Origin of the sequence: Devosia sp. LjRoot3, assembly GCF_964252865.1 — a bacterium.
In the GTDB taxonomy this organism is placed as follows: Bacteria; Pseudomonadota; Alphaproteobacteria; order Rhizobiales; family Devosiaceae; genus Devosia.
In genome coordinates this window covers 344,858-369,137 of sequence record NZ_CAXUPK020000002.1, presented here as the reverse complement: position 1 = coordinate 369,137, position 24,280 = coordinate 344,858, and the positions used below count along the sequence as shown (strand labels likewise).

The following is a 24,280-nucleotide window of genomic DNA, read 5'->3' as shown; positions in this document are numbered from 1 at the left end:
AGTTGGAAAAATGCCGTCTACTCAGCCCGATAGAAGCAGCGCCGTATCTGATGCCGGGGGCCTGGCCCTCTTTGCGGAACTGAGCGCTGTTATCATCGCCGCGGGCGTGGACGAACCTATGGTTCTCGTGCGCCCGGGTGCGCCGGTGGACACCTTGCCCGCTGGCCCCCTGCAATCGGAGCATCGCACCCTGGAGGCCGGCCTGCGCGCCTGGGTCGAGCAGCAGACGGACTTGCACCTGGGCTATGTGGAGCAGCTTTATACGTTTGGCGACGCCGACCGCATCGATATGCCAGCACGCGGCAGCCGGTCGCTATCTGTTGCCTATCTGGCTCTGGTACGAGCCCTGCGCGCTTCGGCGCGAAGCGGCGCCCGCTGGCAGAATGTTTATACCTACCTCCCCTGGGAAGACTGGCGCGATGGCCGACCCGCCGTGCTGGAAACAATCGAAGCCTATTTGAAGGCCTGGGCCGCGAAGGGCTCCGCCGAAACCAGTACCTTGCGGGAAAAGCGGGCGGCCCTGGCCTTTGGCCTTGGGACCGACAGCTGGAGCGACGAACTGGTGCTCGACCGCTATGAGCTGCTCTACGAGGCTGGTTTTGTGCGGGAGGCACGACGCGATGGGGAGCCCTCCCCCCTCTTGCCCGTGATCGACCACCCGATGGGCCTCGACCACCGCCGCATCCTCGCCACCGCGCTCGGGCGGCTGCGCGGCAAGATCAAGTATCGTCCGGTGATCTTTGAACTCATGCCCGAGAGTTTTACGCTGCTCGATCTGCAGCGCACCGTGGAAGGCCTATCTGGCGTGCGGTTGCACAAGCAGAATTTCCGTCGCCTGGTCGAAACGCAGGGCCTGGTCGAGGAAACGGGCGAACTCCAGACCGATACCGGCGGTCGGCCGGCGCGGTTGGTGCGCTTCCGCCGCGAGGTGCTGCTGGAGCGCCCCTCTCCGGGCTTGCGGCTATCGAGCACGAAACGTCCGCCAATTTAGGTCTTGACGCACCCTTATACTCAGTCCTAGCATAACCACACCGGCGCAGAGACGCCGGTTTCGTTTTGACCACTAATACTCATATTGAGTATAATTGGAGGCAGTGCGTTGCAGGTATCGGAATCCACGGCTGGCACCATGCCATTGCCCCGCGTCTATGAGCGGGTGCGGCACCATGTTCCCGCCTTCGAATGGCCGCTGCTGGCCGTCGACGTCGAAGCGATCCTGCGCCTCAAGCGCGAGAAGAACGCCACTATCCTGGCGCATAATTACCAGGCGCCGGAAATCTTCCACACCGTAGCCGACATTGTGGGCGACAGCTTGGCGCTGGCGCGCGAAGCCGCGGCGACCGATGCCGATATCATCGTCATGGCCGGCGTGCACTTCATGGCCGAGACCTCAAAGCTGCTCAATCCGAACAAGCGCGTCTTCATCCCAGATAGCCGCGCCGGCTGCTCGCTGGCCGAGTCGATCACTGCCGAAGACGTGCGCGAACTTCGCCGCCGTCATCCGGGCCTGCCTGTTGTCACCTATGTGAACACCTCGGCCGCGGTGAAGGCTGAGTCCGACATCTGCTGTACTTCGGGCAATGCGCTCAAAGTGATCCGCTCGCTGGGCGTCGACCGGGTGATCATGCTGCCGGACGAATTCCTGGCTCGCAATATCGCGGCGCAGGCGCCGGAGATCGAAGTGATCACCTGGGCAGGCCATTGCGAAGTGCATGAGCTCTTCACGCCCGATGACATCCGCGCCGTACGCGAGAGCTATCCCGGCGTCACGGTGATGACCCATCCCGAATGCCCGCCCGAAGTGGTGGCCGAGGCCGATTTCTCCGGCTCGACGGCGATGATGGCGGACTTTGTTGCCGACAGGCGCCCGCAGCGCGTGGCGCTCGTGACCGAATGTTCGATGGGCGACAACCTGGCCCAGCAGTTCCGCGACGTCGAATTCGTCAAGCCGTGCAATCTCTGCCCGCACATGAAGCGCATCACCTTGGGCAATATCCGCGCGGCGCTCGAAGAGGAGCAGCACGAGGTCCATATCGATCCGCTGCTGGCTGAACGGGCGCGCGCCGCGGTCGAGCGCATGCTGGCGGTTGCCTGAGGCCATCGATATGCGCCAGAACCCGGTCATCGTCATTGGCGGCGGTATTGCAGGGCTGACGACGGCCTTGCGCCTCGCGCCGCTGCCAGTTGTCCTGATCACCGCCTCCCCACTTGGCACCAATGCCGCAACGGCCCTCGCGCAAGGCGGCATTGCCGCTGCGCTTGGCGATGACGACAGCCCGCATCTTCACGCTGATGATGCACTCGCCGCCGCCGCCGGGCTCGGCGACCCCGCGATAACCCAGCGCATTGCCGAAGCTGGCCCAGAGGCCATCGCCTGGCTCTTGGAACAGGGTATTGGATTTGATCGCGCGAGCGATGGAGACGCAATCGCCCTTGGCCTTGAGGCCGCGCATTCACGCCGCCGCATCGTGCATGCTGGCGGCGACCGGACGGGCCGGCGCGTCATCGACGGTTTGATCGGCGCGGTGCGAAGCACGCCATCGATCACCATTCTCGAAGGCAAAGTGCTCGACCTCGCCATGACTGCCAATAGCCATGTCGGTGGGGTGGTCTACGTGCCTGCCGGCGGGCGGCAAGCATCTGACGCGGTGCTTCTGTCTGGACGCGGCGTGGTGCTAGCGACCGGTGGGATCGGCGGCCTCTATGCCCATACGACCAATCCCGTGACCGCCATCGGCGCGGGCCTTGCCCTGGCTGCCCGCGCCGGCGCGGTGCTGCGCGATCTCGAATTCGTGCAGTTTCATCCGACCGCCATTGCGATCGGGCAGGACCCGATGCCACTGGCAACCGAGGCCCTGCGCGGCGAGGGCGCCATTCTCGTCACTGCCCGAGGCGAGCGGTTTATGGAGGGCGTGCCCGGAGCTGAACTGGCGCCCCGCGATATCGTCGCCAATGCGGTCTTCCGGCAGATCATTGCTGGCGAACAGGTGTTTCTCGATACCCGCCCCGCCCTCGGCCAAACCGTCCACAGGCGCTTCCCGGGCTTTTCCGCCCTCTGCGCATCGGGCGGCCTCGACCCCGCCCGCCAGCCGATCCCGATCAGGCCGGCCGCCCACTATCACATGGGCGGCGTCAAGACTGGCGCATCCGGCCAGACGACGGTTCCCGGCCTCTGGGCTTGCGGCGAAGTGGCTTCCACGGGGCTGCATGGCGCCAATAGGCTCGCGAGCAATTCTCTGCTCGAAGCCGTGGCGCAGTCTGCCTGGATCGCTGAGGACATCAAGGGCAACACCAACCTCGACGCGGCAGGTCTGGAACCCTCATTGAGGACACCTTCGATGGGACAGGCCGATATCGGTCTGCGCAAGCAGATGGATCGCGATGTTGGCGTGGTGCGCGATGCCGCAGGACTACAGCGGGCAGTAAGGGGCTTCTGGTCCGCGCTGACACAATCAGATGCACGACCTGCGCAAGGTTCGGATGCCGTGCTTGCTGCCCTGCTCATCGCCGTTTCGGCCGAACGCCGATGCGAGAGCCGCGGCGCGCATCAGCGAGCTGATCATTCCCGGACGTCGAGCACGCCCCGCCACACCGAAATAACGCTGACCGATGCCCTGAATAGCGCCAGGGAACTGGCTGAAAGCCGGACCGAAGCTATGGAAGCCTTTGCATGAATGAGACTTTTTCGTCCCTGACACTTCCGCGCCTCATCACCGAGCCGATTGTGCGCGCCGCCCTCCTCGAAGATTTTGGGCGCACAGGCGATATCACCAGCGATGCCGTCATCCCCATCGAGGCCATGGCGGAATGCGCAATTGTCGCGCGTGACCCCGGGGTCGTCAGCGGCGTGGACCTCGCCTGTCTCGCTTTCAGCCTCATGGATCGCTCCATCGCGGTTTCGGTACACCGACCCGACGGCAGCAAGGTCGTGCCCGGCGACACGGCCCTCCATGTCTCTGGCCCCGCCCGCGCCATTCTCGGGGCCGAACGTGTGGCCCTCAATCTCCTCTGCCGCCTGTCCGGCATCGCCACAGCGACGGCAGAACTGGTTGAAGCCGTGCGTCCCCATGGCCATGCCAGGATTGCCTGCACGCGCAAAACCACACCCGGGCTGCGGGCGCTAGAAAAGGCGGCCGTGCGGGCCGGTGGCGGAGCCAATCACCGCTTTGGTCTCGACGATGCCATTCTGATCAAAGACAACCACATCGCCATAGCTGGCGGCATGCGCACCGCCATCGAGCGCGCCCGCGCTGCGGCCGGCCATCTGGTCAAGATCGAAGTCGAAGTCGATCGGCTCGATCAGCTCGACGAAGCGCTTTCCATCGGCGTCGATGCCGTGCTTCTCGACAATATGGACATTCCGACCCTGACCGAAGCCGTTCGCCGCATCGGCACGAGCGCGATCAAGGAAGCGTCCGGCCGGGTCACCGCCAAGACTGCGCCCGCCATCGCCGCGACGGGTGTCGATATCATTTCGGCCGGCTGGCTTACGCACAGCGCGCCAATTCTGGACCTCGGCTTGGACATAGCAGCCCCCTAATACCTATATAGGGCTGGGAGAAGCGTTGATGTCCGAGTATCAACGCGTCGCGTCCAAGGAGGCAGGCTGGCGTCCGGGGACGCAGGTTTGAAGTCCGACATAGAACCGTGGAGACCACGATGTCAGTCCCGTCAGCAACCAAGCGATTGACCACACGCGATATCGGCCGGCTGCGCCAGCGCGCCGAGCCCATCGCCATGCTGACCGCCTATGACAGCGTCATGGCAGCGCTCGTGGATCAGTCCGGAATCGACATCATTCTCGTCGGCGACAGCCTCGGCAATGTCGTGCTCGGGTACGAAACGACGCTGAAAGTCACTTTGGCGGACATGATCCGCCACGCAGCCGCGGTTGCGCGCAGCACCGAACGCGCCCTCGTCGTCTGCGACATGCCCTTTGGCACGACGACCGATCCGGAAACGGCACTGCGCAGCGCCGTGGAGATTTTCCAGCAGTCGGGCGTGCAGGCGGTCAAGATCGAAGGCGGCCTCGCCATGGCGCCTGTGATCAAGCGGCTGACCGACTATGGCATTCCCGTCATGGCCCATATCGGGCTCATGCCCCAGGCCGTGCATCAGCTGGGTGGCTACTACACCCATGGAAAGGCGGCCGAATCTGCCGAGCGACTGTCGCAGGAAGCCCGCGCCCTCGAAGAGGCCGGCGCCTTCGCCATCGTGCTCGAGTGCATTGTTCCCGAGGTTGCGACAGCGATCACGGCCGAGCTGACGATCCCGACCATTGGTATCGGTTCCGGCCCCGGCTGCGCCGGCCAGGTGCTTGTCATCAACGACCTCATCGGGCTGAACACCCGCCCTGCCCCGAGCTTTGCCAAGCCGCGAGCCGATGCCGCCGGGCTGGTGCGTGCCGCCGTAGCTGACTATGTCGCCGAAACCAAAACTGCGGCACTGCAAAAGCGGGCAGGCGCCGCCTGAAACCTACCCGACCGATCTGGGACACTACTTTATGACAAAAGTCCTTCGCACGATTTCCGAATTGCGGGCTTGGCGCAATGGCCTGCCGGCCGGTGCCCGGCTTGGCCTTGTGCCCACGATGGGCGCCCTCCATGCCGGTCACATCAGCCTGATGGAATTGGCCCGGACGCACTGCGACATGGTCATTGCCAGCATTTTCGTCAATCCGCTGCAGTTCGGGCCACAGGAAGATCTCGCGCGCTATCCGCGACCGATCGAGAAGGACATCGCCATGCTCGAGGCGGCTGGCGTCGACGCGCTGTTCCTGCCCGAGCACACCGAGGTCTACCCCCCAGACAATTCCACCTATGTGGTCGAGGAAGCGGTTTCCCTGCCGCTCTGCGGTGCCTTGCGTCCCGGCCATTTCCGCGGCGTCGCCACCGTGGTGCTGAAACTTTTCAACCTGACCCAGCCGCATTTTGCCTTCTTCGGGCAGAAGGATGCGCAGCAATGCGCAGTGATCGAGCGCATGGTGCGCGACCTCAATGTGCCCGTCGAAATTGTCCGCGGCGCCATTGTGCGGGAAGAGGACGGCCTGGCGATGAGCTCGCGCAACGTCTATCTCGAACCCGTCCAGCGCCTCATTGCGCCGCTGCTTTACCAGAGCCTCTTGGCCGCCTCTGCGGCATACGAAGCTGGGGAACGTGACGCCGGCAAGCTGGAGGCCATCGGCCGCGCCGTATTGGCCGACGAGCCGGGCATCAATGTTCAATATTGGGAAGTGCGGGACCGCCGGAGTCTTGCCCCGCTCCAGGCCGTAGGCGCCGACGGATGCCTCATCGCTTTGGCGGCCTATCTGGGCAAGACGCGCCTGATCGACAATATAGCCCTCGGCACATGAGCTGCTAGTGGCCCTATCGCATCTGCCTTTTTAGGGCTTCGACGACAACGGCGAAGGCAGGTGAGTGCTGCTTCCGGCTTGGGTAGTAGAGGTAATAACCGGAAAAGAGCGGCGACCAGTCATCGAGCACCTGGGAGAGTTGGCCTGAAGCAAGGGCTTTGACCACGAGACTTTCAGGGACGTAGGCAATACCGAGCCCGCTGATCGCCGCATCGACCATTGCCAGCGAACTATTGAACGTGAGCTGACCATCGACACGGACGCGCACGTCACGCCCGTCCTTGGCGAACTCCCAGGCGTAGAGGCCGCCGGAGCGTGACTGACGGTGGTTGATGCAATTGTGTCCCACGAGATCTTGGGGCGCTCCGATCGCGGGATGAGCCTTGAGGTAGTCGGGCGAAGCGACCGCGACGAGCCGCCAGTCCGGCCCGATACGAACGGCGACCATGTCCTTGTCGAGGCTTTCGCCAAGGCGAACACCGGCGTCGAGACGCTCTTCGACAATGTCGCGAAAACCGTTGTCGATGCTGAATTCGATATGGATATCGGGGTAATCCTGCAGGACTGGCTTGAGCTTGGGCCAAACCACCCACTCGAATGCATGATCAGAAAGCGTAAGCCGCACATTCCCCGAGGGCTTTTCTCGGAAGGCCATCAACGCTTCGACCTCGCTCGCAATATCCTCGATACGGGGCGCCAGGGTACGCAGCAGGCGCTCTCCCGCATCGGTCGGCGAAACGCTTCTGGTGGTGCGCATCAGAAGGCGCAGACCGAGGCGCTGCTCCAACTGCTTGATCGTATGACTCAAGGTCGATTGCGAGGTGCCAAGTTTGGCGGCCGCCTCGTGAAGCTGCGCTCCTGGGCGACAGCCATGAAGGCGAGCATGTCGTTCAAGTCCTGGCGCTGCATCGTGACCTCCCCGACTTTCATATCGTAGATCGATAAGTTCAAGCGAATTACCGCTACTAATCAAGAGGAACCGTGCGGCCTATCTTCCCGACACTGATAGAGGACCGGGTGCACGGCATGACGACGGACACAGTTGACGCGCGAATATTGAGATCGCCGGCGGCATGGGGCGCCGTACTGTCCATGGCCTTGTGTGTTGCCACGCTCATCGCCTCGGAATTCATGCCGGTGAGCCTACTGACCCCGATCGCGGCAGACCTCGGCGTCACCGAAGGGCAGACCGGTCAGGCAATTTCGATCTCCGGCATCTTCGCTGTGCTCACCAGCCTCTTCGTTGCGCAGCTGACGCGACATATCGACCGGCGTCATGTGGTGTTGGCCTTCTCCGCCCTGCTGGTCGTTTCCGGATCGCTGGTCGCCTTCGCGCCGAACTACGCCTGGCTTATGCTGGGCCGCGCTCTCCTGGGTTTCGCCATTGGCGGCTTCTGGGGCATGTCGACATCCATCATCATGCGGCTTGTTCCGCCCCAGGATGTGCCACGCGGGTTGGCGATGCTGAATGCAGGCAATGCCATTGCCGCTACCATCTCGGCGCCGCTTGGGAGCTATCTCGGCGACATCATTGGTTGGCGCGGTGCCTTCTTCTTCGTCGTGCCCCTGGCCGTGCTGGCCCTTGTCTGGCAGTGGATCGCTCTACCATCGCTTCCCTCGCGTCACATTGCCGGCCAGGGCAACGTCTTCCGCCTGCTCAGGCGACCTCCCGTGGCGCTGGGCATGGCATCGATCACGCTGCTCTTCATGGGACAGTTCAGCCTTTTCACTTATCTGCGGCCATACCTCGAAGGCGTGACGGGTGTTTCCATCCCTCTGCTCTCCGCCATCCTGCTTATCATGGGTCTGGCGGGCGTTGCGGGAACCTGGGTGATCAGCCGGATGCTGCGCACACGCCTCTTCAGCATCGTCATCGCCATTCCGCTGGTGATGGCAGCGATCGCCATAGCGCTTGTCGGGTTGGCATCCCTGCCGGAAGCCGTTGCCTTCCTGCTCGTTCTTTGGGGCTTCTTCGGCACCGCGGCTCCGGTGGGCTGGGGTGCCTGGCTGGCCCGGGCCTTGCCCGACGACGCCGAAGCGGGTGGTGGGCTGCAGGTGGCGCTGATCCAATTCGCCATCACAATTGGCGCTGCCGGCGGCGGGCTGCTCTTCGACCAGGCAGGCTGGTGGGCTCCCTTCGTTTTCGGCGCCATGGTTCTATGCGGCTCAGCCGTGCTTGCCTACGCCGCCTTTCACACGAGCCGAGGCGTGAAACCATGATCGGCACGACCATCAGCCGCCGCGCCTTGCTAGGGGGCGCTCTTGCCGCGGCAGCACTGCCTGGGCTGGCACATGCCCAGAACAATGCCGCCCCCAATAACCAGGAACCAACCGATATGCGCGTACGCTTCACCTTCAACGATCTCACGATGATGGCCACGCTCTACGACAGTCCCGCATCGCGTGACTTTTACGCCATGCTGCCGCTCGACCTGACGATCGAGAATTTCGGCCCCAACGAAAAGATCGCTTACCTTCCGCACAAACTGACGGAGGAAGGCAGCGGTCCCTTCGGCAACGAGCAGCCCTATGACCTTTGCTACTATATGCCCTGGGGCAATCTCGCGATGTTCTACGCCGCTTACAAACACCCCGGCCTGATCCGCCTCGGCCGCTTCGACGAGGGGCGCGAAGCCCTGCATGTGGAAGGACAATTCCCGCTCCGGATCGAAGCCGCCTGACGCAGGAGCGCGAACGCCGGTCATTCCTCGGGAATGACGCGCCCAAAAGCTTCAAGGGTGATGGCTTCTGGCTTCGGGCCGCCGCGGACGCCGGTTTCGAGACCGTCGATGGCGGCGAGTTCTTCCGGGCTCAGTTCGAAATCGAAAACGTCAAAATTCTCAGCGATGCGCACGGGCTTTACCGATTTCGGAATGACCGAGCGTCCTTCCTGCAGGTGCCAGCGCAGCATGACCTGTGCGGCCGACTTGCCGTGTGCCTTCGCGATGCCGAGGATGACCGGATCCTCAAGTGTGCTCTTGTCGCCACCGCGGTAGAAGGTGATGCCGCCAATGGGCGACCAGGCTTGCGAAACAATGCCATGCTGGCGGTTCATCCGCTGCAGTTCGGGCTGCTGGAAATATGGGTGCACTTCGATCTGGTTGACCGCAGGCACCACCTTGGCGACGCCGAGCAGACGCTCCAGATGATCAGGCATGAAATTGCTCACCCCGATCGCCCGCACCCTACCGTCGGCCAGAAGCGTTTCGAGGGCGCAGTAGGCTGCCAGTGTCCGGTCGAAAGCGGATGGCAGGGCCTGATGCAGGATCAACAGGTCGAGCTGGTCGACACCGAGTTTTCGGGCGCTCTTTTCAAAGCCATGCAGCGTCTCGTCATAGCCATAGTCGCTGATCCAGATCTTGGTCTCGATAAATATCTGATCGCGAGCCAGGCCCGACCGCTTAATGGCATCGCCGACGCCACGCTCATTGGCATAGGCCGCGGCAGTATCGATGTGTCGATAGCCGACACGAAGCGCCTCTTGCACGGCACTCATGGTCTCGTCGGGCGGGGTCTGGAAGACTCCAAAACCCAGAGCCGGCATTTCGACGCCATTGTTGAGTATCAGGGTGGGTACGGTCATGCTTGGATGTCCTGTTCGAATGCGTGATGCCGATCTCGTCGAGGACACGCGCGGTTCTCAACACGGCGGGCTCGACCTGCCTGAGGAAAGCTCCTCCTAAGCTAAGGCCCGGCGACGCTGCCGATTAGGTAGCCATCGGCGCATAGCCCAAGAACCACTGCTAATAAATGGGACGGGAAATGAGCTGATAGGAAGCTGCTGACCGCAGCTACGCGCCTGGCGAAGTTGCCGCGATCGGACCGCGGTATCGCAGCGCATCGACGAAGGTCGAGAACGCGATCGAGTGGTGTCGACGGTTCGGATAGTAGAGATGATAGCCGGTGAAAGTGGGACACCAGTCTTCAAGGACGCGGACCAGCCGGCCTTCCTCTACGTAGCGTTGCACCTGGTCTTCGGGCATATAGGCGAGGCCGACACCATCGAGGACCGATGACAGGCGCATCGAAACATTGTTGAAGACTGCCTGTCCCTCGACCCGAACCTTGATCTCCTGCCCGTCCTTTTCGAACTCCCAGGGGAACAGGTTTCCATGGGTCGGCAGGCGGATATTGATGCAGTTGTGAGCCGTCAGGTCCTCCGGTCGCGAGGGCGCCGGGTATCGCGCCAGATAGCCGGGCGTACCGACAACTGCCATCTTGATATCGGGACTGATCCGCACCGCGATCATATCCCGGGCGATCTGCGCGCCGAGCCGGACGCCTGCATCATAGCGTTCGGCCACGATATCGGTGAGGCCATAGTCGACGATGATTTCGACGTGAACGTCGGGATTGGCCAACAGAAACTTCCGTAGCGCCGGCTGCAAGACCGAAATGGCCGGATGTTCGCCGGCGGTGATCCGGATGGTGCCGGACGGCGTTTGCTTCATCTCGGCCAAAGCCGTCAGCTCGCCCAGGATCTCTTCAAAGCGCGGCTCCAGACTCTGCAGAAGCCGTTCCCCCGCCTCGGTCGGCGACACGCTTCGCGTAGTCCTGGTCAGGAGACGAATATCGAGCCGGGCCTCGAGCCCACGGATAGTTTGGCTAAGGGACGATTGGGACACGCCAAGCCTGACCGCGGCGCGCGTAAAACTCCGTTCTCGCGCGACCGCCACGAAGGCCGCCAGATCATTGAAGTTTGGCAGGCCCATTCATTAGTTCCACTAATTTCTGCAACTATCGTTTTATCGATAGCACGATAAGCCACGAAATCGCTTTCTCGCTACCCCAATTTCTGAAGCCGGAATTCACTTGCGGAGTAAGTCGCAAGCCAGGATTGACCAAGGGATCGCCGGCCGAAGCTGGCGATCCCGGTAAGCGAGCCAGGCGGGCTTAGCCGAGTGGCTTGAGCAGCGCCTGACGGCCCTGGAGCCGTCAGGTCGGCGGGCCTAGCTCAACAACTGTGCGAATTTCCGGATATCGGCCGCCAGTAGGTGCGCTACCTCATAAGCCGGAAAATGCCCTCCAATTGGCAACTCGGTCCATTGTGCGATTTCGAGCCACCGCTCCGCCCAATCGCGCGGGGCTGGTCTAATATCGTTGGGCGGGACACACACAGCAACGGGCACGCCTTGTTTGGGGGGCGGCGACATGACGCCGAGGTCAGCAAAGGCCTCCTTGTAGAGACGCTGTGAGGAGCCGATCGTTTCTGTGGCCCAGTAGATGGTGAGCACTGTACAGAGATCATCAAGCTCCACGGGTACCTCTGTCCAAGATAGGAATTTTTCGCCGATCCAGGCCGCCAGGCCAGCCGGCGAGTCATTCAAACCCGAGGCAATCGTCATCGGTTTGGTCGCGTGAACCATGGCATAGGCGGCCTCCTGCATTTGCCACTGCAAACCCGCCGCCAAAAAGGCCGCTTCCGCGGGGCTTGGGTCATCAGGGGCCGGATAACCCGCCATGACATTGGCCATGTGGACCCCCAGGACCTGATCCGCGTGGTTTGCGCGCAGGCGGTCGACCACACCCAGCCCCATGTCGCTGCCGTGGGCAAGGAACCTCTGATAACCAAGACCCTCCATGAGCTTGGACCAAAGCTTCGCAATTCGCGTGATATTGGTGCCTGGCACGTCCGGCCGGTCAGAGAAGCCATAACCGGGCAGCGAAGGAATAATGACGTCAAATGAGATCCCGTCCCTGTCCGCCGTGAGCAGTGGAACCAGTGGAAGCAATTCCGTGAAGCAGCTTGGCCATCCATTGGTCAGGACGATGGGAATCCGGTGCTTGCCCTGACCCAATGCGTGCACGAAATGGATTGTGAGGCCGTCGATTTCCGCCGTGAACGCGGGCACTGAGTTCAACTGATTTTCCACGCGTCTCCAGTCCAGGTTCACCCAGTGGTCGAGTATTGCCTGCACCTGTGAAGTGCCAATGCCCCATCCTTCCGCGGCAAAGTCTTTTGGGAGACGAGCGTTGGAAATTCGGGAACGAAGGTCGTCGAGCACGCGGTCCGGGATGGCGATCTGAAAAGGGGTGGCGAAAGTGTTCATGCTTGCTCCTTTGTGCAATTGCCTGCGGTTTTTCGACCTCCGGGCGCGCTTAAGAAATTGCGTATAGTTCTGCATCCGCTATTCACTTGCGAATGCCCTCAGAACCCTCAGACTGGTCCCTCTATCGTTCCTTCGCCGCAGTAATTAGCGAGGGGTCGCTCTCGGCAGCCGCTCGCTTGCTGCGGATGAGTCAGCCCACGCTAAGCCGCCACATACGTGAGCTGGAAGAGGCGCTAGAACTCAAACTGTTTACGCGTTCACCCCACGGGGTCGTGCCTACCGAAGAGGCCCTGGCTCTGGCGCCCCAGGCGAACGCCTTGGCGGCGGCAGCGCAGGCTCTTTATCGGACCGCGTCTAAGCCCCTTGGAGAGAATGGCGGCACGGTCAGGCTGTCGGTCAGTGAGATTTTTGCGGCTCACATCATCATGCCCATTGTCGCCGAGGTGCAGCGAGCGCATCCAGACATTGTCGTTGAGTTGGTTGTTTCGAACCGCATGACAGACATTCTGCGCCGTGATGCTGATATTGCCGTCCGCATGACCCGGCCCACCCAAGACGACCTGTGGGCCAAGCGGATAGGAGACCTGGAACTGGGCCTATTCTGCAGCCCAACTTACCTAACCGATAAATCGCCGCTGATAGAGGCAAAGAATCTGTTTGACCACGCCATCGTGGGCTTCGACTTTCCTGCGGCCTACACGGCCACGTTCAAGGTCGGCGGGCACACTCTGACCCGCGACCAGTTCACGGTTCGCACGGACAGTGATGTGGGCCAGTTCGCTGCAATTTGCGCGGGGTGCGGCATAGGCGTCTGCCATGTGCCCTTGGCAGAGCGTTTCGGGCTTCGACGGGTCCTCACCGACGATTTCGCACCCAAAGTCGAAGCCTGGCTGGTCATGCATCAGGATCTCAAGGAATTTCAGCGCTATCGGACGCTTTTTGATGCGCTTGACGCGAGTCTCCGATTGTACCTTGGCTACGCTCAGTCGGTCAGAAAAAACAGCCCCCAAAAGCCGGTGTGAAAGATGGCCGAACGAAGCTGCCGCTCGCCGACGCTAGACCTTGGCGCGAGCGACCCGTACGTCATGGCCTTCCAGCCACGCCTCAACCTCCGCGTCGGCGGCCACAACGGACAGATTCGTCCTGGCATGCACCATGGCAGCGAGCTGCTTGACCGTCTTGATGCCGCGCAGATCGTGCTGGGTCAGGAAGGGCCACTGCTCCCTGGCCAAGCGGCGTTCGCGCTCAAAATGAGCGATGTCGTCCAGAGGATCGTTGGCATTCCGATCACCAAACATGAAGTCACCTCGTCAAAGAGAGTCGCTTCCTGAGTAGGTGGCGTCCGCGAGGCCTCACAAAAAGGCAGGCGCGCTGTCATATGGTGCGATTGCTCATGGCCATTCGCTGAGCCGCGCCTTGAATCGGGCGCATTGAGTACGCACTTTGGGGCAGTACGTTTTCAGCGTCCAATGCCACCTGATCATTCCGGCATAGCCGGTTGCTTGGCGATCCACTGAATTTTGCGAACGTTCGGACCTAGCCTCGTTGTCGCTGGGCAGCAATCGCTGCCGAATGCAATCAAATCGGAAGGCCGTGCCATGACCAATGGGTTTGACTACTCTGCCGACGCTGAGCTTTTTCCAAGCCGGGGAAGCCGCGGCTCGGTGCGGGTCGGATATAGACGCTTCAGCAGTGCGGCCGAAGCCCTGCGCTACGCCATCGAAGATATGCCGGCGACACTGCTCCGGGGATCGATGCTGGAAGTCGACGAGCAACGTTTCACCGGCGAGCAGATCCTTGAGCTCTATAGTTCGGAGAGCTACCCGCTCGAACGGTCGGGGGTCATGTCATGATGGGCACCCTGCTTCCCTTCGTCCGTCCCGGGCGTCTGTCGCTCGTCAAATCGGGCTCTTCTGCGCTGACCTTTCCGCGCTTTGCCCGCGAGAAAGAGCGCCCCAGCCTGCCGCTGCGTCCCGCATTCCACACGACCGAGACCGACGATGAGCGACCACTCCGCTAGGCGGTCGGTGACCTATCGCTTTCCGTTCAAATTGCCAGGCATGGAAGAGCCGCATGCCCCCGGGACCTTCGAGGTGCGGGTCGAGGAGGAGCAGTTTGATGTCGTATGGGAAGCCCGCCGCCCCTGGCTGACCATTCTCCTGCCCTATCCGGGCCGGACGGAAGCCCTGCCGGTCACCGCCGGCGCGCTGGAAGCGTCGATCCTGCTTGACCGGCACACCGCCGCTCAGGTCGACTCGCCATTCTAGTTCGGCCCACGGCGGGCAGTCTCTGCCGTGGTCGCGGGCAGAAAAATCTATCGCCTGGCGCTGAAGGGGTTGTCCTTGAAGAGCACTTCACGGTCTTGCGTGAAATTGGCGAGCAGCGGAATGGCGGCGCCGCCCAGGGCGCGGGCACTCGTGCCGAGCGTTCCCTCGACGAGGCTAAAGGCCGAAAGCCCCTGCTGGTTGACCATCAGCAGCGCGGCGCGTGTCGCCTCGATGATGCGGCTGCGCACAGAGGCAGGAAAGGCGCCATCGATGACGACGGTCTCGACATCGATGACCGCGACCGACGACAGAATGGCATGGGCGAGATAGTCGGCCACCTGCACGATCCAGTTGTCGAGCGCCGGTCCGAGATCGTCGCCCCAATCGTCCGGAGATTGCCAGAGCACTTCAGCCCGCCGCCCCTGCCGAATGAGCTCGCGCTCCAGCACGTAGATAGAGGCCACGTTCATCAATTGCGGCGCCTTTCCGCCCTGCACGAGGCCGGCCGGCATCGAGCCGAGAGCACCGGCATTATTGGTGCGCCCGGGGAAGAGATGGCCGTTGAAAACGAGGCCGCCACCGATGAATGAACCGATGAAGACGTAGAGATAATCGACATATTCGGCACCACGTCCGAACATCAGCTCTGCCGCGCAGGCGGCGGTAATGTCATTGTAGAAATAGACTGGCCAGGGGCAGATCTGCGCCAGATCCGCCCTTATGTCCGTCTCGCGCCAGACATCGATATCCTCGCGCGGTGCACCGATTTCTTCCGGCCAGGTCCACATTTCATAGGGTGATGCAATGCCGAGCCCGGTGACGCGCCGCAGTGTCTCCGCCGGCAGTCCCTCTTGCAGTTCGGCAAGGCCTGCCTGGGTGAATTCCCTGATGCCGGCGGGCGTCGGATAGGCATAGGTCTGGTGCAGGAAGCGCTGCACCTGGCCCGTGAAATTGATGAGCGAGAGATCGACGCTGCGGCGGCCGATCTTGAGGCCGACCGAATAGGCGCCCTCGGGATTGAGCGAATAGGGAACCGAGGGCTGCCCAACCCTGCCCCGCACCACCGCCTCGCGGCGCAGGAGACCATCATGCTCGAGCTGGTTGGCTATGATGGAGATCGTCTGCGGCGACAGCCCCGTCATGCGCGCGATGTCGGCCTTGGGCAGGCTGCCGTGACGGCGCACCAGCGAGAGCACCAGCCGCTCATTATAGAGCCGCACCCCGCTCTGATTGGTTCCGCGGCTGAGGTCGTCTGATCGCCCCCTTATCGTCCTGACGGCCCCCGCCAATTGCATCCTCCGCCTGCTGTTGCCCCTCGCCTATCGCAGGTTGGATCAGATTTCCAGCGGCTCTGCCGCCATCAAACGTCCGTCGCCGTGCCTCTGTCAATTAATAAATCCATCGGATTAACTTATTGACAGTGTCGATATGTCGTGGTGATCATCCCCGCATCGAGCAGCGCACGGGAGGAGACCGCAGCCCTGCTTGGAACGGCCCGACCGGAAGAGATTCGGCGCGCCCTTGGGAGGAGAACACATGAATAGGTTTTTGAAAGCCGCCACCGCGGCCGCCTTGCTGTGCACTCTTGTTGGCGGATCGGCCGCCTACGCACAGGACATCGTGGGCCTGATCACCAAAACAGAAGGCAATCCCTTCTTCGTCAAGATGCGAGAGGGCGCCCAGGCCAAGGCGACGGAACTGGGTCTTGATCTCAGGACCTATGCCGGCGAGTTCGATGGCGACAATGAAAGCCAGATCGCGGCCATCGAGAGCCTGATCGCGGCCGGTGCCAAGGGCTTTGCCATCGTGCCATCGGATTCCTCTGCCATCGTGCCGACCATCCAGCAGGCCCGCGATGCCGGTCTTCTGGTGATCGTGCTCGATACCCCGCTCGAACCCATGGACGCGGCCGATGCGACCTTTGCTACGGACAATCGTCAGGCGGGTCGCCTGATCGGCCAGTGGGCCGCCGGCACGCTCGGAGACGAAGCGGCCAATGCCAAGATCGGCTTCCTCGATCTCGCGACCAATCAGCCGACCGTCGACTACCTGCGCGACCAAGGGTTTATGGAAGGCTTTGGGATCGATGTGAAGGATCCCAACCGCTATGGCGATGAGGACGATGCGCGCATCTGCGGGCACGAAGTCACCGCTGGCTCCGAAGAAGGCGGCGTTACCGCCATGGAAACGCTGCTGCAGCGTTGCCCCGATATCAACGTCGTCTACGCCATCAATGAACCGGCCGCTGCCGGTGGCTATCAGGCGCTGCAAGCTGCCGGCGTCGAGAATGTGCTGATCGTTGCCGTCGATGGCGGCTGCCCGGGCGTCCAGAACGTCAAGGACGGCATTATCGGAGCGACCTCGCAACAGTATCCGCTCGACATGGCGGCGCTTGCCCTCGAGGCCATCGCCAAGTTCGCCGCGGATGGCAGCAAGCCGGAAGTGGACCCCGAACTGGGCTTTTATGACACCGGTGCACGGCTCGTGACCGACAAGCCAGTCGATGGGGTCGAGTCGATCGACACCACCGAAGGCGCCGAGCTCTGCTGGGGCTGATCCCGACGACGCCCCTCCGGGACGACCGGAGGGGCATTTCTGCACCAATCTTTGCGAGCGGAGAGCCAGGCTATGAGTGACGACGCCACCGGTTCGGCCACGGCGGAGCGCGGTCTTGACCAAGCGACCCATGGGGTTGCCAGCTTTGAGGACGAAGCACCGAGCCTGCTGCGCCGCGTGCAGCATTTCTTCCACCAGAATCCGACCGCAATTCCGGCGATCATCCTGCTCATCGCCGTCGTGGTCTTCGCCTTCGTCAGCGGTGGTCGCTTCTTCGGCACGCTCAACCTGTCACTGATCCTGGCTCAGGTGACCCTGATTGCCCTGCTCGGTACCGCCCAGACCCTTGTGATCATCACCGCCGGCATCGATCTGTCCGTCGGCGCCATCATGGTTCTGTCCTCGATCATCATGGGCAAGCTGGCTGTCGACTATCAGGTGCCTGTAGCGATCGCCTTTCCGATCGGCCTTCTGACCGGCCTCGTCTGCGGCCTGATCAACGGCATCCTGGTGACGGCGCTGAAATTGCCGCCTTTCATTGTTACCCTCGGCACCTGGAGCATTTACGGGGCGCTGATCACCCTCGTTTCCAATGCCGCGACGATCCGCTCGCAGGCGCTCGACCAGTTTGCGCCTTTCCTCAAATCCATGGGTGCGCGCATTCCCTTAGGGGGCGGCGCTTTCCTCATGCTTGGCTCGATCCTGATGATCCTTGTCGCCGTGGTCATCTGGTACATGCTGAGCCGCACCGCTTTTGGCCGGCATGTCTATGCCATTGGCGATGATCCCCAAGCGGCGCGCCTTTCGGGCATCCAGGTCAATCGTACGCTTGTAGGCGTCTATGCGCTGGCAGGCCTGCTCTGCGGCATTGCCGGCTGGGTGCTGATCGGCCGGGTCGGCGCGGTCTCCCCGCTTGGCAATCAGACCGCCAATCTTGATGCCATCACCGCCGTCGTGATCGGCGGTACCTCGCTCTTTGGCGGTCGCGGCTCGATCGTCGGCACATTGTTCGGCGCCCTTATCGTGGGGGTCTTTGACTCGGGGCTCTCGCTGACCGGCGTCGATCCGCTCTGGCGGCAGCTGACTGTCGGTGCCCTCATCATCATCGCCGTCGCTATCGACCAGTGGATCAGGAGGATTTCGGCATGACCGAGCCCGTGCTCGAGGCTCGTGGCCTCAACAAGCGCTATGGCCGTGTCGTGGCGCTCGACAATGCCGATTTCGACCTGCAGGAAAACGAGATTCTTGGCGTCATCGGCGACAATGGCGCTGGCAAATCCACCCTGATCAAGGCCCTGTGTGGAGCCATCATCCCCGATGGCGGAGAAATTCGCCTCGGCGGCAAGGTCGTTTCCTTCCGCTCCCCGCTCGAAGCCCGGCTCGCCGGCATAGAAACCGTCTATCAGGACCTGGCACTCTCCCCTGCCCTCTCGATTGCCGACAACATGTTTCTCGGCCGGGAATTGCGCAAACCGGGTTTCATGGGCTCGGTGTTCCGCCGGCTTGACCGCACCCGCATGCAGAAGATCGCCCGCGACAAGCTTTCGGAGCTCGGGCTCATGACCATCCAAAACATCAATCAGGCGGTCGAAACGCTTTCCGGCGGCCAGAGGCAGGGCGTCGCCGTGGCCCGTGCCGCTGCCTTCGGCAGCCGGGTTATCATCATGGATGAACCAACCGCGGCCCTTGGCGTCAAGGAAAGCCGGCGCGTGCTTGAACTGATGCTCGACGTCAAACGCCGAGGCCTGCCCATCGTCCTCATCTCGCACAATATGCCGCATGTCTTTGAAGTGGCCGACCGCATCCATATCCACCGCCTGGGGAAGCGCATCGCCGTCATCAACCCCAAGGATTTTTCCATGTCCGATGCGGTGGCCATCATGACCGGCGCGATGAAGCCGCCGGCAAACTAGGGGGCTGATATGGATCTGGGTCTGCGCGGCAAGGTCGCCATCATCACCGGGGGCACGGTCGGCATCGGCCTCGCCGTGGCCGAGGGTCTGGCGGCCGAAGGGACTAACGTGGTGCTAGTCGGGCGGGACGGTGAACGCGCCAAGCGTGAAGCGGACCGGGTCGCCGGGGTGCATGGTATCACTGCCATCGCAGTCCCGGCCGATATTGCCACCGCGGAAGGCTGCGACGCCGTTATTGCCGGTACGAAACAGGCCTTCGGAGGCGTGGATATTCTCATCAACAATGCAGGCACCGGCTCGAATGAAACCATTCAAGAGGCCGACGACGCCAAGTGGCAGTTCTATTGGGACCTGCATGTGATGGCGGCGGTGCGGCTGGCCCGTGGCCTCGTCCCCACCATGCGCGAGCGCGGCGGCGGCGTAGTGCTGCACAATGCCTCTATCTGCGCGGTACAGCCCCTCTGGTACGAGCCGATCTACAACACGACCAAAGCCGCGTTGATGATGTTTTCAAAGACGCTGGCCAATGAAGTGGTCAAGGACAATATCCGCGTCAACACCATCAATCCCGGTCTCGTCCTGACGCCCGACTGGGTAAAGACCGCCAAGCAGATCGCCGGCGAAGACGGCTACCACCAGCACCTGCAATCGGTCGCCGACGAAGCCGGTGGCATGCGGCGCTTTGCCAGCCCCGAAGAACTGGCCAATTTCTTCGTCTTCCTGTGCTCGGACAAGGCAAGCTATTCGACGGGATCAACCTATTTCGTCGATGGCGGTTGGCTCAGGACCACTTAACCTGTTGTGGCTGCCTGCTTCGGCGAACCCTTGGGGGTTTTGTGACGCCGACGGATGCGCTAAAAGCGCTCGATCATATTAGGGTCCAAGATTGGCTCGCCCCAGCATTCCCCCACCCGGCCTGTTCACGACGCGCGATGTTGCACTCGCTGCGGCATTGTCGCCGCGCGAGTTTTCCCTGTTGCTGGCAAGAGGCGTCGCGCCCGAGCCACTCAAGGAAGTACCGGGACGCGGCGGGCATCGGCTGTTTTGCAGCGATGGCCTGAGCCATGCGGCCGTGATCAGCGGTATTCATCATGCGGGGTTGGAGCTTCTGGTAGCGGCGCGGCTGGCGGCCATGCTGGTCGAACACTACAATCTTGGCCAGAACGGCAATCTCGCCAATTTTCCCGATGTCGAAGAAGCGTCGGGCCTTTATGACGCGCATGCCTATCTCTTTGCGCGGCCGGATCTCTATTCGCCCGGCAGGTCGCGCCAGGGCGATATCCTGATTGAAATCGAGAACGGCCAGACCCTTTCGACGGGTCTGTTGGATTTCGAGGCGCGCGTCTATTTCAACCGTGGCGTCGTGCTCAGTCTCGATGGGCTTGGCTTTCCGCCGCATCAGCACGGCGTGCAGGAAAAGACCGATCCGGTCAGCCTGGTTTTCTTTAACCTGTCGCTGGCCGTCCGCAATGCCTTCGATCGCATGCTGCAGGCCAAGCAAGGCACGCAGACGGCTTCCGTCTCAGCCTCTTAGGGGGTGCACGGTGCCGGTGACCGAAACCTGCACCGTTTGACCGATCTCCAACACATGCGCCGAGACGTGGTCGAAGCTGACCTTTACCCGGCCGCCGCGATGGAGCCGTTCGATCGTCACGGCGCTTTTGTTTCCCCGATCGAGAACTGATGCGACCTGCCATTCGACCGAAGTTGGCGCGGCGCCAATGGTCAACTGCTCGGGGCGCACAAGCACTTGTCCGGCACCCTCCGCCTGATCGTCATCGGGCAAAGGGAGCCTGCCCAGCGCACATTCGGCGGCGGCCCCGGTGAAATCGGCGGGCAGGATGATCGCTGCGCCGAGAAAGGCGGCGGTCGTTGCGTCGGCCGGCCGGCGATAGAGGGTTTTGGGGCTGCCGGCCTGGATGAGCCGTCCCTCGCGCAGGATCACCAGTTGATCCGCAAAACCCATGGCTTCGTCGCGGTCATGCGTCACGAGCACGGTGGCGACGCCGGCATGCGCCAGGATTTGCGCCGTCGCGTCGCGCATCTGTTCGCGGAGGCCCGCATCGAGTGCAGAAAATGGCTCGTCGAGCAGCATGAGACGGGGTTGCCGCGCCAGGGCGCGGGCCAATGCCACGCGCTGCTGCTGGCCGCCCGATAGTTGGTGCGGCTGGCGTTGCGCCATACTGCGGTCAAGCTCAGTCATGTCCATCAGGGCCAGCGCCCGCGCCGACGCGTCAGCCTCGGCGCGAATGCCGAAACAGATATTGTCGAGCACGCTCAGATGCGGAAAGAGAGCGCCTTCCTGCATGACGAGGCCGATGTTGCGCCGATGGGCGGGGACACCGACTTGCTGGTCGGCAATCAGTTCGCCATTGAGTTCGATCTTGCCAGCATCGGGGGTTTCGAAGCCGGCGATCAGGCGCAGAAGTGTGGTCTTGCCCGAGCCAGATGGGCCGACGATCACCGTGCGGGAGCCCATGGCGACGTCAAGGTTTATGCCGGCAAGCGCAGTCGTCGTGCCGTAGGTCTTGCCCAGATTAGCGATGTGAAGAACGGTCAAGACGAACGGGCTCCGGTGGCCTGGCTATGGAGAATGATGCAGAGCGGCAAAGAGAGCACAACCATGGCGAGGGCAAAGGGGGCGGCTCCGACATGGTCGAATTCGCCGGTGCGGGCCCAGAACTGGGTGGCCAGTGTTTCAGTGCCGATGGGGCTCAGCATCAACGTCGCGGTGAGTTCGGTGGTGATGCCCATGGCGACCAGAGCCATGCCGGCGGCGATGCCGGGAAAGGCAAGGCGCAGGGTGACGCCGACAACGGCCGCGAGTGGCGGACGGCCCAAGGCCGTGGCGGCTCGTTCGAGTTCAATGGGCACCTGGGCGAGGCTGGCGCGCACTGAAACGATGGCGCGCGGCAGGTAGAGCAGAACATAGGCGAGGAGCAGCGTGGCGACGGTCTGGTAGAGCGGCAGCGCCACCCGCACCGTGACGGCGACCAGCGCCAGAGCGACGATGACACCCGGAAGCGCGCCGACCTGAAAGTGAATGTTTTCGAGCGCCTTCTGCAAGGGGCCCGGCGCGCGGGCGGCAAGCCAGGCAATGGGCAAGGCCATGATGCAAACGGTGACAGCACCGGCCAAGGCATAGCCGGCCGTTTGCCAGGTCGCGGTGGCAAGCTGGGGCAGATGCCAGGACTCGATGCCACCGATAAGAAGCCAGCGGAGCAGCGTCACGACGGGCAGCCCGATAGCCAACACGGTGACCAGAAGGGGAAGCGCCATGAAGAGAGGCCACCAGGTACCCAGCTTGACGAGAGCGACCTGGCGTGCCGCGCCGCCACCGACACGGGCATAGCGCCTTTCGCCCCGCAGCCAGGCTTCAGCCGCGAGGAACAGGACGGCGAGAAAGACGAGCACGATGCCCATCAGATTGGCGGCCGGACCGTCATAGACAGCCTGAAACTGGCTGACGATGGCGACGGTCAGCGTGTCGTAGCGGATCAGCACATAGAGCCCGTATTCGGAAAGAAGATGCAGCGCGATCAACAGCGCGCCGCCCGAAATGGCGAGGCGCAATTGCGGCAGCACGACGCGCAAGAAAACGGCGAGCGGCTTGGTGCCGAGCGTTGCTGCCACGTCTTCCATGGCCGGATCGAGCCGGCGCAATTGGGCGATGACAGGCAGGTAGACCAGGGGGAAATAGGCGAGGACAGAAACGAGCACGGCCGGCCACAGGCCGCGGAGCACAGGAATGGCACTGTCCCAGGCATAGGCCTGGACGAAAGCGGGAATGGCCAGCGGCGCCACGGCAAGCCAGCGCCAGAGCGCGCGCCATTTGAGATCGCTGCGCTCGGTCAGCCAGGCGAGGGCCAGCGCCAGCGCGATGCTGAGCGGCACGGCGAGGACTTCGAGCAGCATGGTATTGATGAGCAATTCGCCGATACGCGGGCGAAACAGCAGCGCGCTCGCCGTGTCCCAGCCGGATTGGACCAGGACGACCAGAACGAAGCCAACGGGAAGCAGGGACAGCGCCGCGACGGCTATCGCGGCAGCAAGCACAAGGGGCGACGCCCCACGGCGGCGATGCCGATAAAGGCGCATTGGCACGCCAGCGCGGCCCTTACTCGGCAATGCCTGGTGCATGGGGGGTCAGATCACCCCTGCAGCGGTCATCAACTGCACCACTTCCTGCGCATTGAGCAGGGACGGATCGATCTCCGGGCTGTCGATGCTGGACAGCGGCGGCAGCGCCGGGTTGGGCTCGATGCCGCTGGCAATCGCATATTCATAGCTATGCCCATCGCGCAGGATCGCCTGGCCTTCGGACCCGGTGACGAAAGCAAGAAACTGCTGCGCGGCTTCCGGATTGTCCGACGCTTTCAGCACACCGCCACCGGAAACGGAGATGAAGGCGCCGGGGTCCTTGTTGGCAAAGTAATGCACTTTTAGCTTGTTCGAGCTTTCGCCCGTGCCGGCTTGATCGCCGAAGTAATAGTAATTGTAGATCAGGGCCGCTGCCACTTCCCCGACATTGGCGCCGCGCATGGCTTCGAAATTGCCGCGATAGGGCAGCGCGTTCTGCTTGAGTCCGACGAGCCAGTTGGCGGTTTCTTCAGTGCCGCGCAACTCGAGAAGCGCCGAGACGATGGCTTGGAAATCGGCACCGGCCGGCGCTGCGCCCCAGCGGCCTTGCCATTCGGGATTGGCCAGGTCGAGCATGGAGACGGGCAGCTCATCTTCGCTGATCATCTCGGTATTATAGACCAGCATGGTCGTGCGGGCGGCAATGCCGGTCCACATGCCGCTCTGCGGCCGGAACTGTTCGGGCGTATTGGCGAGGGTTTCGGGGGCAACCGGCAAGAACAAGCCTACCTCTTCCACCATCGTCATCGCCGGGGAATTCTCGGTAAGGAAAATATCGGCTGGCGAATTGAGCCCTTCCTGCACGATCTGATTGGCCATCAGCACGTCGGTGCCCTTGCGGATCGCCACCGGAATGCCGGTCTTGGCGGTAAAGGCATCGGCCCATTCCTGCGTCAGGGCCTGGTGCTGCGAGGTATAGACGGTCAGCCCATTGTCCTGCGCCAGCACTGAAGTGGCGAGGGTCAGCGTCAATGCGAGCGTGGTGAGAAAAGTCCTGGTCAT

Annotated in this window: 25 protein-coding genes and 1 pseudogene; 17 read left to right on the top strand and 9 right to left on the bottom strand. The window is 62.5% G+C overall.

Annotation, left to right across the window (positions count from 1 at the left end; genetic code table 11):
• Positions 1 to 118: 118 nt before the first annotated feature.
• The 6 genes from ACSQ2A_RS08925 (at position 119) to panC (ending at position 6,352) form a co-directional block, all read left to right on the top strand.
• Positions 119 to 991 carry an NUDIX hydrolase gene (locus ACSQ2A_RS08925; RefSeq protein ID WP_436071912.1) on the top strand — a complete coding sequence of 291 codons (873 nt, stop codon included), beginning with the start codon at positions 119 to 121 and terminating at the stop codon, positions 989 to 991.
• Between the two features lie 138 nt (positions 992 to 1,129).
• Positions 1,130 to 2,095, top strand: coding sequence for a quinolinate synthase NadA (nadA, locus tag ACSQ2A_RS08920; protein WP_436072275.1), 966 nt, complete (start codon positions 1,130 to 1,132; stop codon positions 2,093 to 2,095).
• Positions 2,096 to 2,105: 10 nt separating this feature from the next.
• A complete protein-coding gene (locus ACSQ2A_RS08915) occupies positions 2,106 to 3,674 on the top strand; it encodes an L-aspartate oxidase (RefSeq protein ID WP_436071911.1) in 1,569 nt (522 codons plus the stop codon).
• Positions 3,671 to 4,540 carry a carboxylating nicotinate-nucleotide diphosphorylase gene (gene nadC, locus ACSQ2A_RS08910; RefSeq protein WP_436071910.1) on the top strand — a complete coding sequence of 290 codons (870 nt, stop codon included), beginning with the start codon at positions 3,671 to 3,673 and terminating at the stop codon, positions 4,538 to 4,540. Before ACSQ2A_RS08915 ends, nadC begins: the two co-directional genes overlap by 4 nt.
• A 119-nt stretch (positions 4,541 to 4,659) precedes the next feature.
• Entirely contained in the window at positions 4,660 to 5,472 is an 813-nt protein-coding gene (panB, locus tag ACSQ2A_RS08905; RefSeq protein ID WP_436071909.1) for a 3-methyl-2-oxobutanoate hydroxymethyltransferase, read from the top strand.
• A 31-nt stretch (positions 5,473 to 5,503) separates the two neighbouring features.
• Complete coding sequence (panC, locus tag ACSQ2A_RS08900; RefSeq protein WP_436071908.1) at positions 5,504 to 6,352, top strand: pantoate--beta-alanine ligase; 849 nt, start codon at positions 5,504 to 5,506, stop codon at positions 6,350 to 6,352.
• A 13-nt stretch (positions 6,353 to 6,365) separates the two neighbouring features.
• Here panC and ACSQ2A_RS08895 read toward each other — a convergent pair.
• Positions 6,366 to 7,261: pseudogene (locus ACSQ2A_RS08895) on the bottom strand (LysR family transcriptional regulator).
• 117 nt (positions 7,262 to 7,378) lie between these two features.
• Here ACSQ2A_RS08895 and ACSQ2A_RS08890 point away from each other — a divergent pair.
• Positions 7,379 to 8,572 (top strand): MFS transporter, encoded by a 1,194-nt coding sequence (locus ACSQ2A_RS08890; RefSeq protein ID WP_436071907.1) that lies wholly within the window; start codon positions 7,379 to 7,381, stop codon positions 8,570 to 8,572.
• Positions 8,569 to 9,033 carry a cyclophilin-like fold protein gene (locus tag ACSQ2A_RS08885; RefSeq protein ID WP_436071906.1) on the top strand — a complete coding sequence of 155 codons (465 nt, stop codon included), beginning with the start codon at positions 8,569 to 8,571 and terminating at the stop codon, positions 9,031 to 9,033. The genes ACSQ2A_RS08890 and ACSQ2A_RS08885 overlap by 4 nt, the downstream gene beginning before the upstream one ends.
• Positions 9,034 to 9,053: 20 nt before the next feature.
• Here ACSQ2A_RS08885 and ACSQ2A_RS08880 read toward each other — a convergent pair whose 3' ends face one another.
• The 3 genes from ACSQ2A_RS08880 to ACSQ2A_RS08870 all read right to left on the bottom strand — a co-directional run bounded on the left by ACSQ2A_RS08880 (position 9,054) and on the right by ACSQ2A_RS08870 (position 12,402).
• Entirely contained in the window at positions 9,054 to 9,935 is an 882-nt protein-coding gene (locus ACSQ2A_RS08880; RefSeq protein ID WP_436071905.1) for an aldo/keto reductase, read from the bottom strand.
• A 208-nt stretch (positions 9,936 to 10,143) separates the two neighbouring features.
• Entirely contained in the window at positions 10,144 to 11,064 is a 921-nt protein-coding gene (locus ACSQ2A_RS08875) for a LysR family transcriptional regulator (RefSeq protein WP_436071904.1), read from the bottom strand.
• 237 nt (positions 11,065 to 11,301) lie between these two features.
• Positions 11,302 to 12,402, bottom strand: coding sequence for an epoxide hydrolase family protein (locus ACSQ2A_RS08870; RefSeq protein WP_436071903.1), 1,101 nt, complete (start codon positions 12,400 to 12,402; stop codon positions 11,302 to 11,304).
• 92 nt (positions 12,403 to 12,494) lie between these two features.
• On the opposite strand from ACSQ2A_RS08870, the gene ACSQ2A_RS08865 reads away from it, so the two are divergent.
• Positions 12,495 to 13,424, top strand: a complete 930-nt coding sequence (locus tag ACSQ2A_RS08865) for a LysR family transcriptional regulator (RefSeq protein WP_436071902.1) — start codon at positions 12,495 to 12,497, stop codon at positions 13,422 to 13,424.
• A gap of 33 nt (positions 13,425 to 13,457) precedes the next feature.
• On the opposite strand, the gene ACSQ2A_RS08860 is transcribed toward ACSQ2A_RS08865, so the two are convergent.
• Positions 13,458 to 13,700, bottom strand: coding sequence for a hypothetical protein (locus ACSQ2A_RS08860; RefSeq protein ID WP_295415526.1), 243 nt, complete (start codon positions 13,698 to 13,700; stop codon positions 13,458 to 13,460).
• Positions 13,701 to 14,000: 300 nt separating this feature from the next.
• On the opposite strand from ACSQ2A_RS08860, the gene ACSQ2A_RS08855 reads away from it, so the two are divergent.
• The 3 genes from ACSQ2A_RS08855 to ACSQ2A_RS08845 are packed head-to-tail and all read left to right on the top strand — an operon-like array spanning position 14,001 to position 14,669.
• On the top strand, positions 14,001 to 14,255 hold the full coding sequence (locus tag ACSQ2A_RS08855) for a hypothetical protein (RefSeq protein ID WP_295415528.1): 255 nt from the start codon (positions 14,001 to 14,003) through the stop codon (positions 14,253 to 14,255).
• Entirely contained in the window at positions 14,252 to 14,422 is a 171-nt protein-coding gene (locus ACSQ2A_RS08850; protein ID WP_295415530.1) for a hypothetical protein, read from the top strand. Before ACSQ2A_RS08855 ends, ACSQ2A_RS08850 begins: the two co-directional genes overlap by 4 nt.
• Positions 14,403 to 14,669, top strand: coding sequence for a hypothetical protein (locus ACSQ2A_RS08845; RefSeq protein ID WP_436071901.1), 267 nt, complete (start codon positions 14,403 to 14,405; stop codon positions 14,667 to 14,669). Before ACSQ2A_RS08850 ends, ACSQ2A_RS08845 begins: the two co-directional genes overlap by 20 nt.
• A gap of 47 nt (positions 14,670 to 14,716) precedes the next feature.
• Here ACSQ2A_RS08845 and ACSQ2A_RS08840 read toward each other — a convergent pair whose 3' ends face one another.
• Entirely contained in the window at positions 14,717 to 15,964 is a 1,248-nt protein-coding gene (locus ACSQ2A_RS08840) for an ROK family transcriptional regulator (RefSeq protein WP_436071900.1), read from the bottom strand.
• A gap of 241 nt (positions 15,965 to 16,205) precedes the next feature.
• Here ACSQ2A_RS08840 and ACSQ2A_RS08835 point away from each other — a divergent pair, with 241 nt between their 5' ends.
• From ACSQ2A_RS08835 to ACSQ2A_RS08815, 5 genes are all read left to right on the top strand, one after another.
• On the top strand, positions 16,206 to 17,225 hold the full coding sequence (locus ACSQ2A_RS08835) for a sugar ABC transporter substrate-binding protein (protein ID WP_295415536.1): 1,020 nt from the start codon (positions 16,206 to 16,208) through the stop codon (positions 17,223 to 17,225).
• Between the two features lie 72 nt (positions 17,226 to 17,297).
• Positions 17,298 to 18,374, top strand: coding sequence for an ABC transporter permease (locus ACSQ2A_RS08830; protein WP_295415538.1), 1,077 nt, complete (start codon positions 17,298 to 17,300; stop codon positions 18,372 to 18,374).
• Positions 18,371 to 19,138, top strand: a complete 768-nt coding sequence (locus ACSQ2A_RS08825) for an ATP-binding cassette domain-containing protein (protein ID WP_295415540.1) — start codon at positions 18,371 to 18,373, stop codon at positions 19,136 to 19,138. The genes ACSQ2A_RS08830 and ACSQ2A_RS08825 overlap by 4 nt, the downstream gene beginning before the upstream one ends.
• Positions 19,139 to 19,147: 9 nt before the next feature.
• Positions 19,148 to 19,933 (top strand): SDR family NAD(P)-dependent oxidoreductase, encoded by a 786-nt coding sequence (locus ACSQ2A_RS08820; protein WP_436071899.1) that lies wholly within the window; start codon positions 19,148 to 19,150, stop codon positions 19,931 to 19,933.
• 91 nt (positions 19,934 to 20,024) lie between these two features.
• A complete protein-coding gene (locus tag ACSQ2A_RS08815; protein ID WP_436071898.1) occupies positions 20,025 to 20,672 on the top strand; it encodes a hypothetical protein in 648 nt (215 codons plus the stop codon).
• Here the strand turns inward: ACSQ2A_RS08815 and ACSQ2A_RS08810 are convergent.
• The 3 genes from ACSQ2A_RS08810 to ACSQ2A_RS08800 are packed head-to-tail and all read right to left on the bottom strand — an operon-like array spanning position 20,661 to position 24,280.
• Positions 20,661 to 21,698 carry an ABC transporter ATP-binding protein gene (locus tag ACSQ2A_RS08810; protein ID WP_436071897.1) on the bottom strand — a complete coding sequence of 346 codons (1,038 nt, stop codon included), beginning with the start codon at positions 21,696 to 21,698 and terminating at the stop codon, positions 20,661 to 20,663. The two genes, ACSQ2A_RS08815 and ACSQ2A_RS08810, sit on opposite strands and share 12 nt — an antisense overlap.
• A complete protein-coding gene (locus tag ACSQ2A_RS08805; RefSeq protein ID WP_436071896.1) occupies positions 21,695 to 23,236 on the bottom strand; it encodes an ABC transporter permease in 1,542 nt (513 codons plus the stop codon). Before ACSQ2A_RS08805 ends, ACSQ2A_RS08810 begins: the two co-directional genes overlap by 4 nt.
• Before the next feature lie 48 nt (positions 23,237 to 23,284).
• On the bottom strand, positions 23,285 to 24,280 hold the full coding sequence (locus tag ACSQ2A_RS08800; protein ID WP_436071895.1) for an iron ABC transporter substrate-binding protein: 996 nt from the start codon (positions 24,278 to 24,280) through the stop codon (positions 23,285 to 23,287).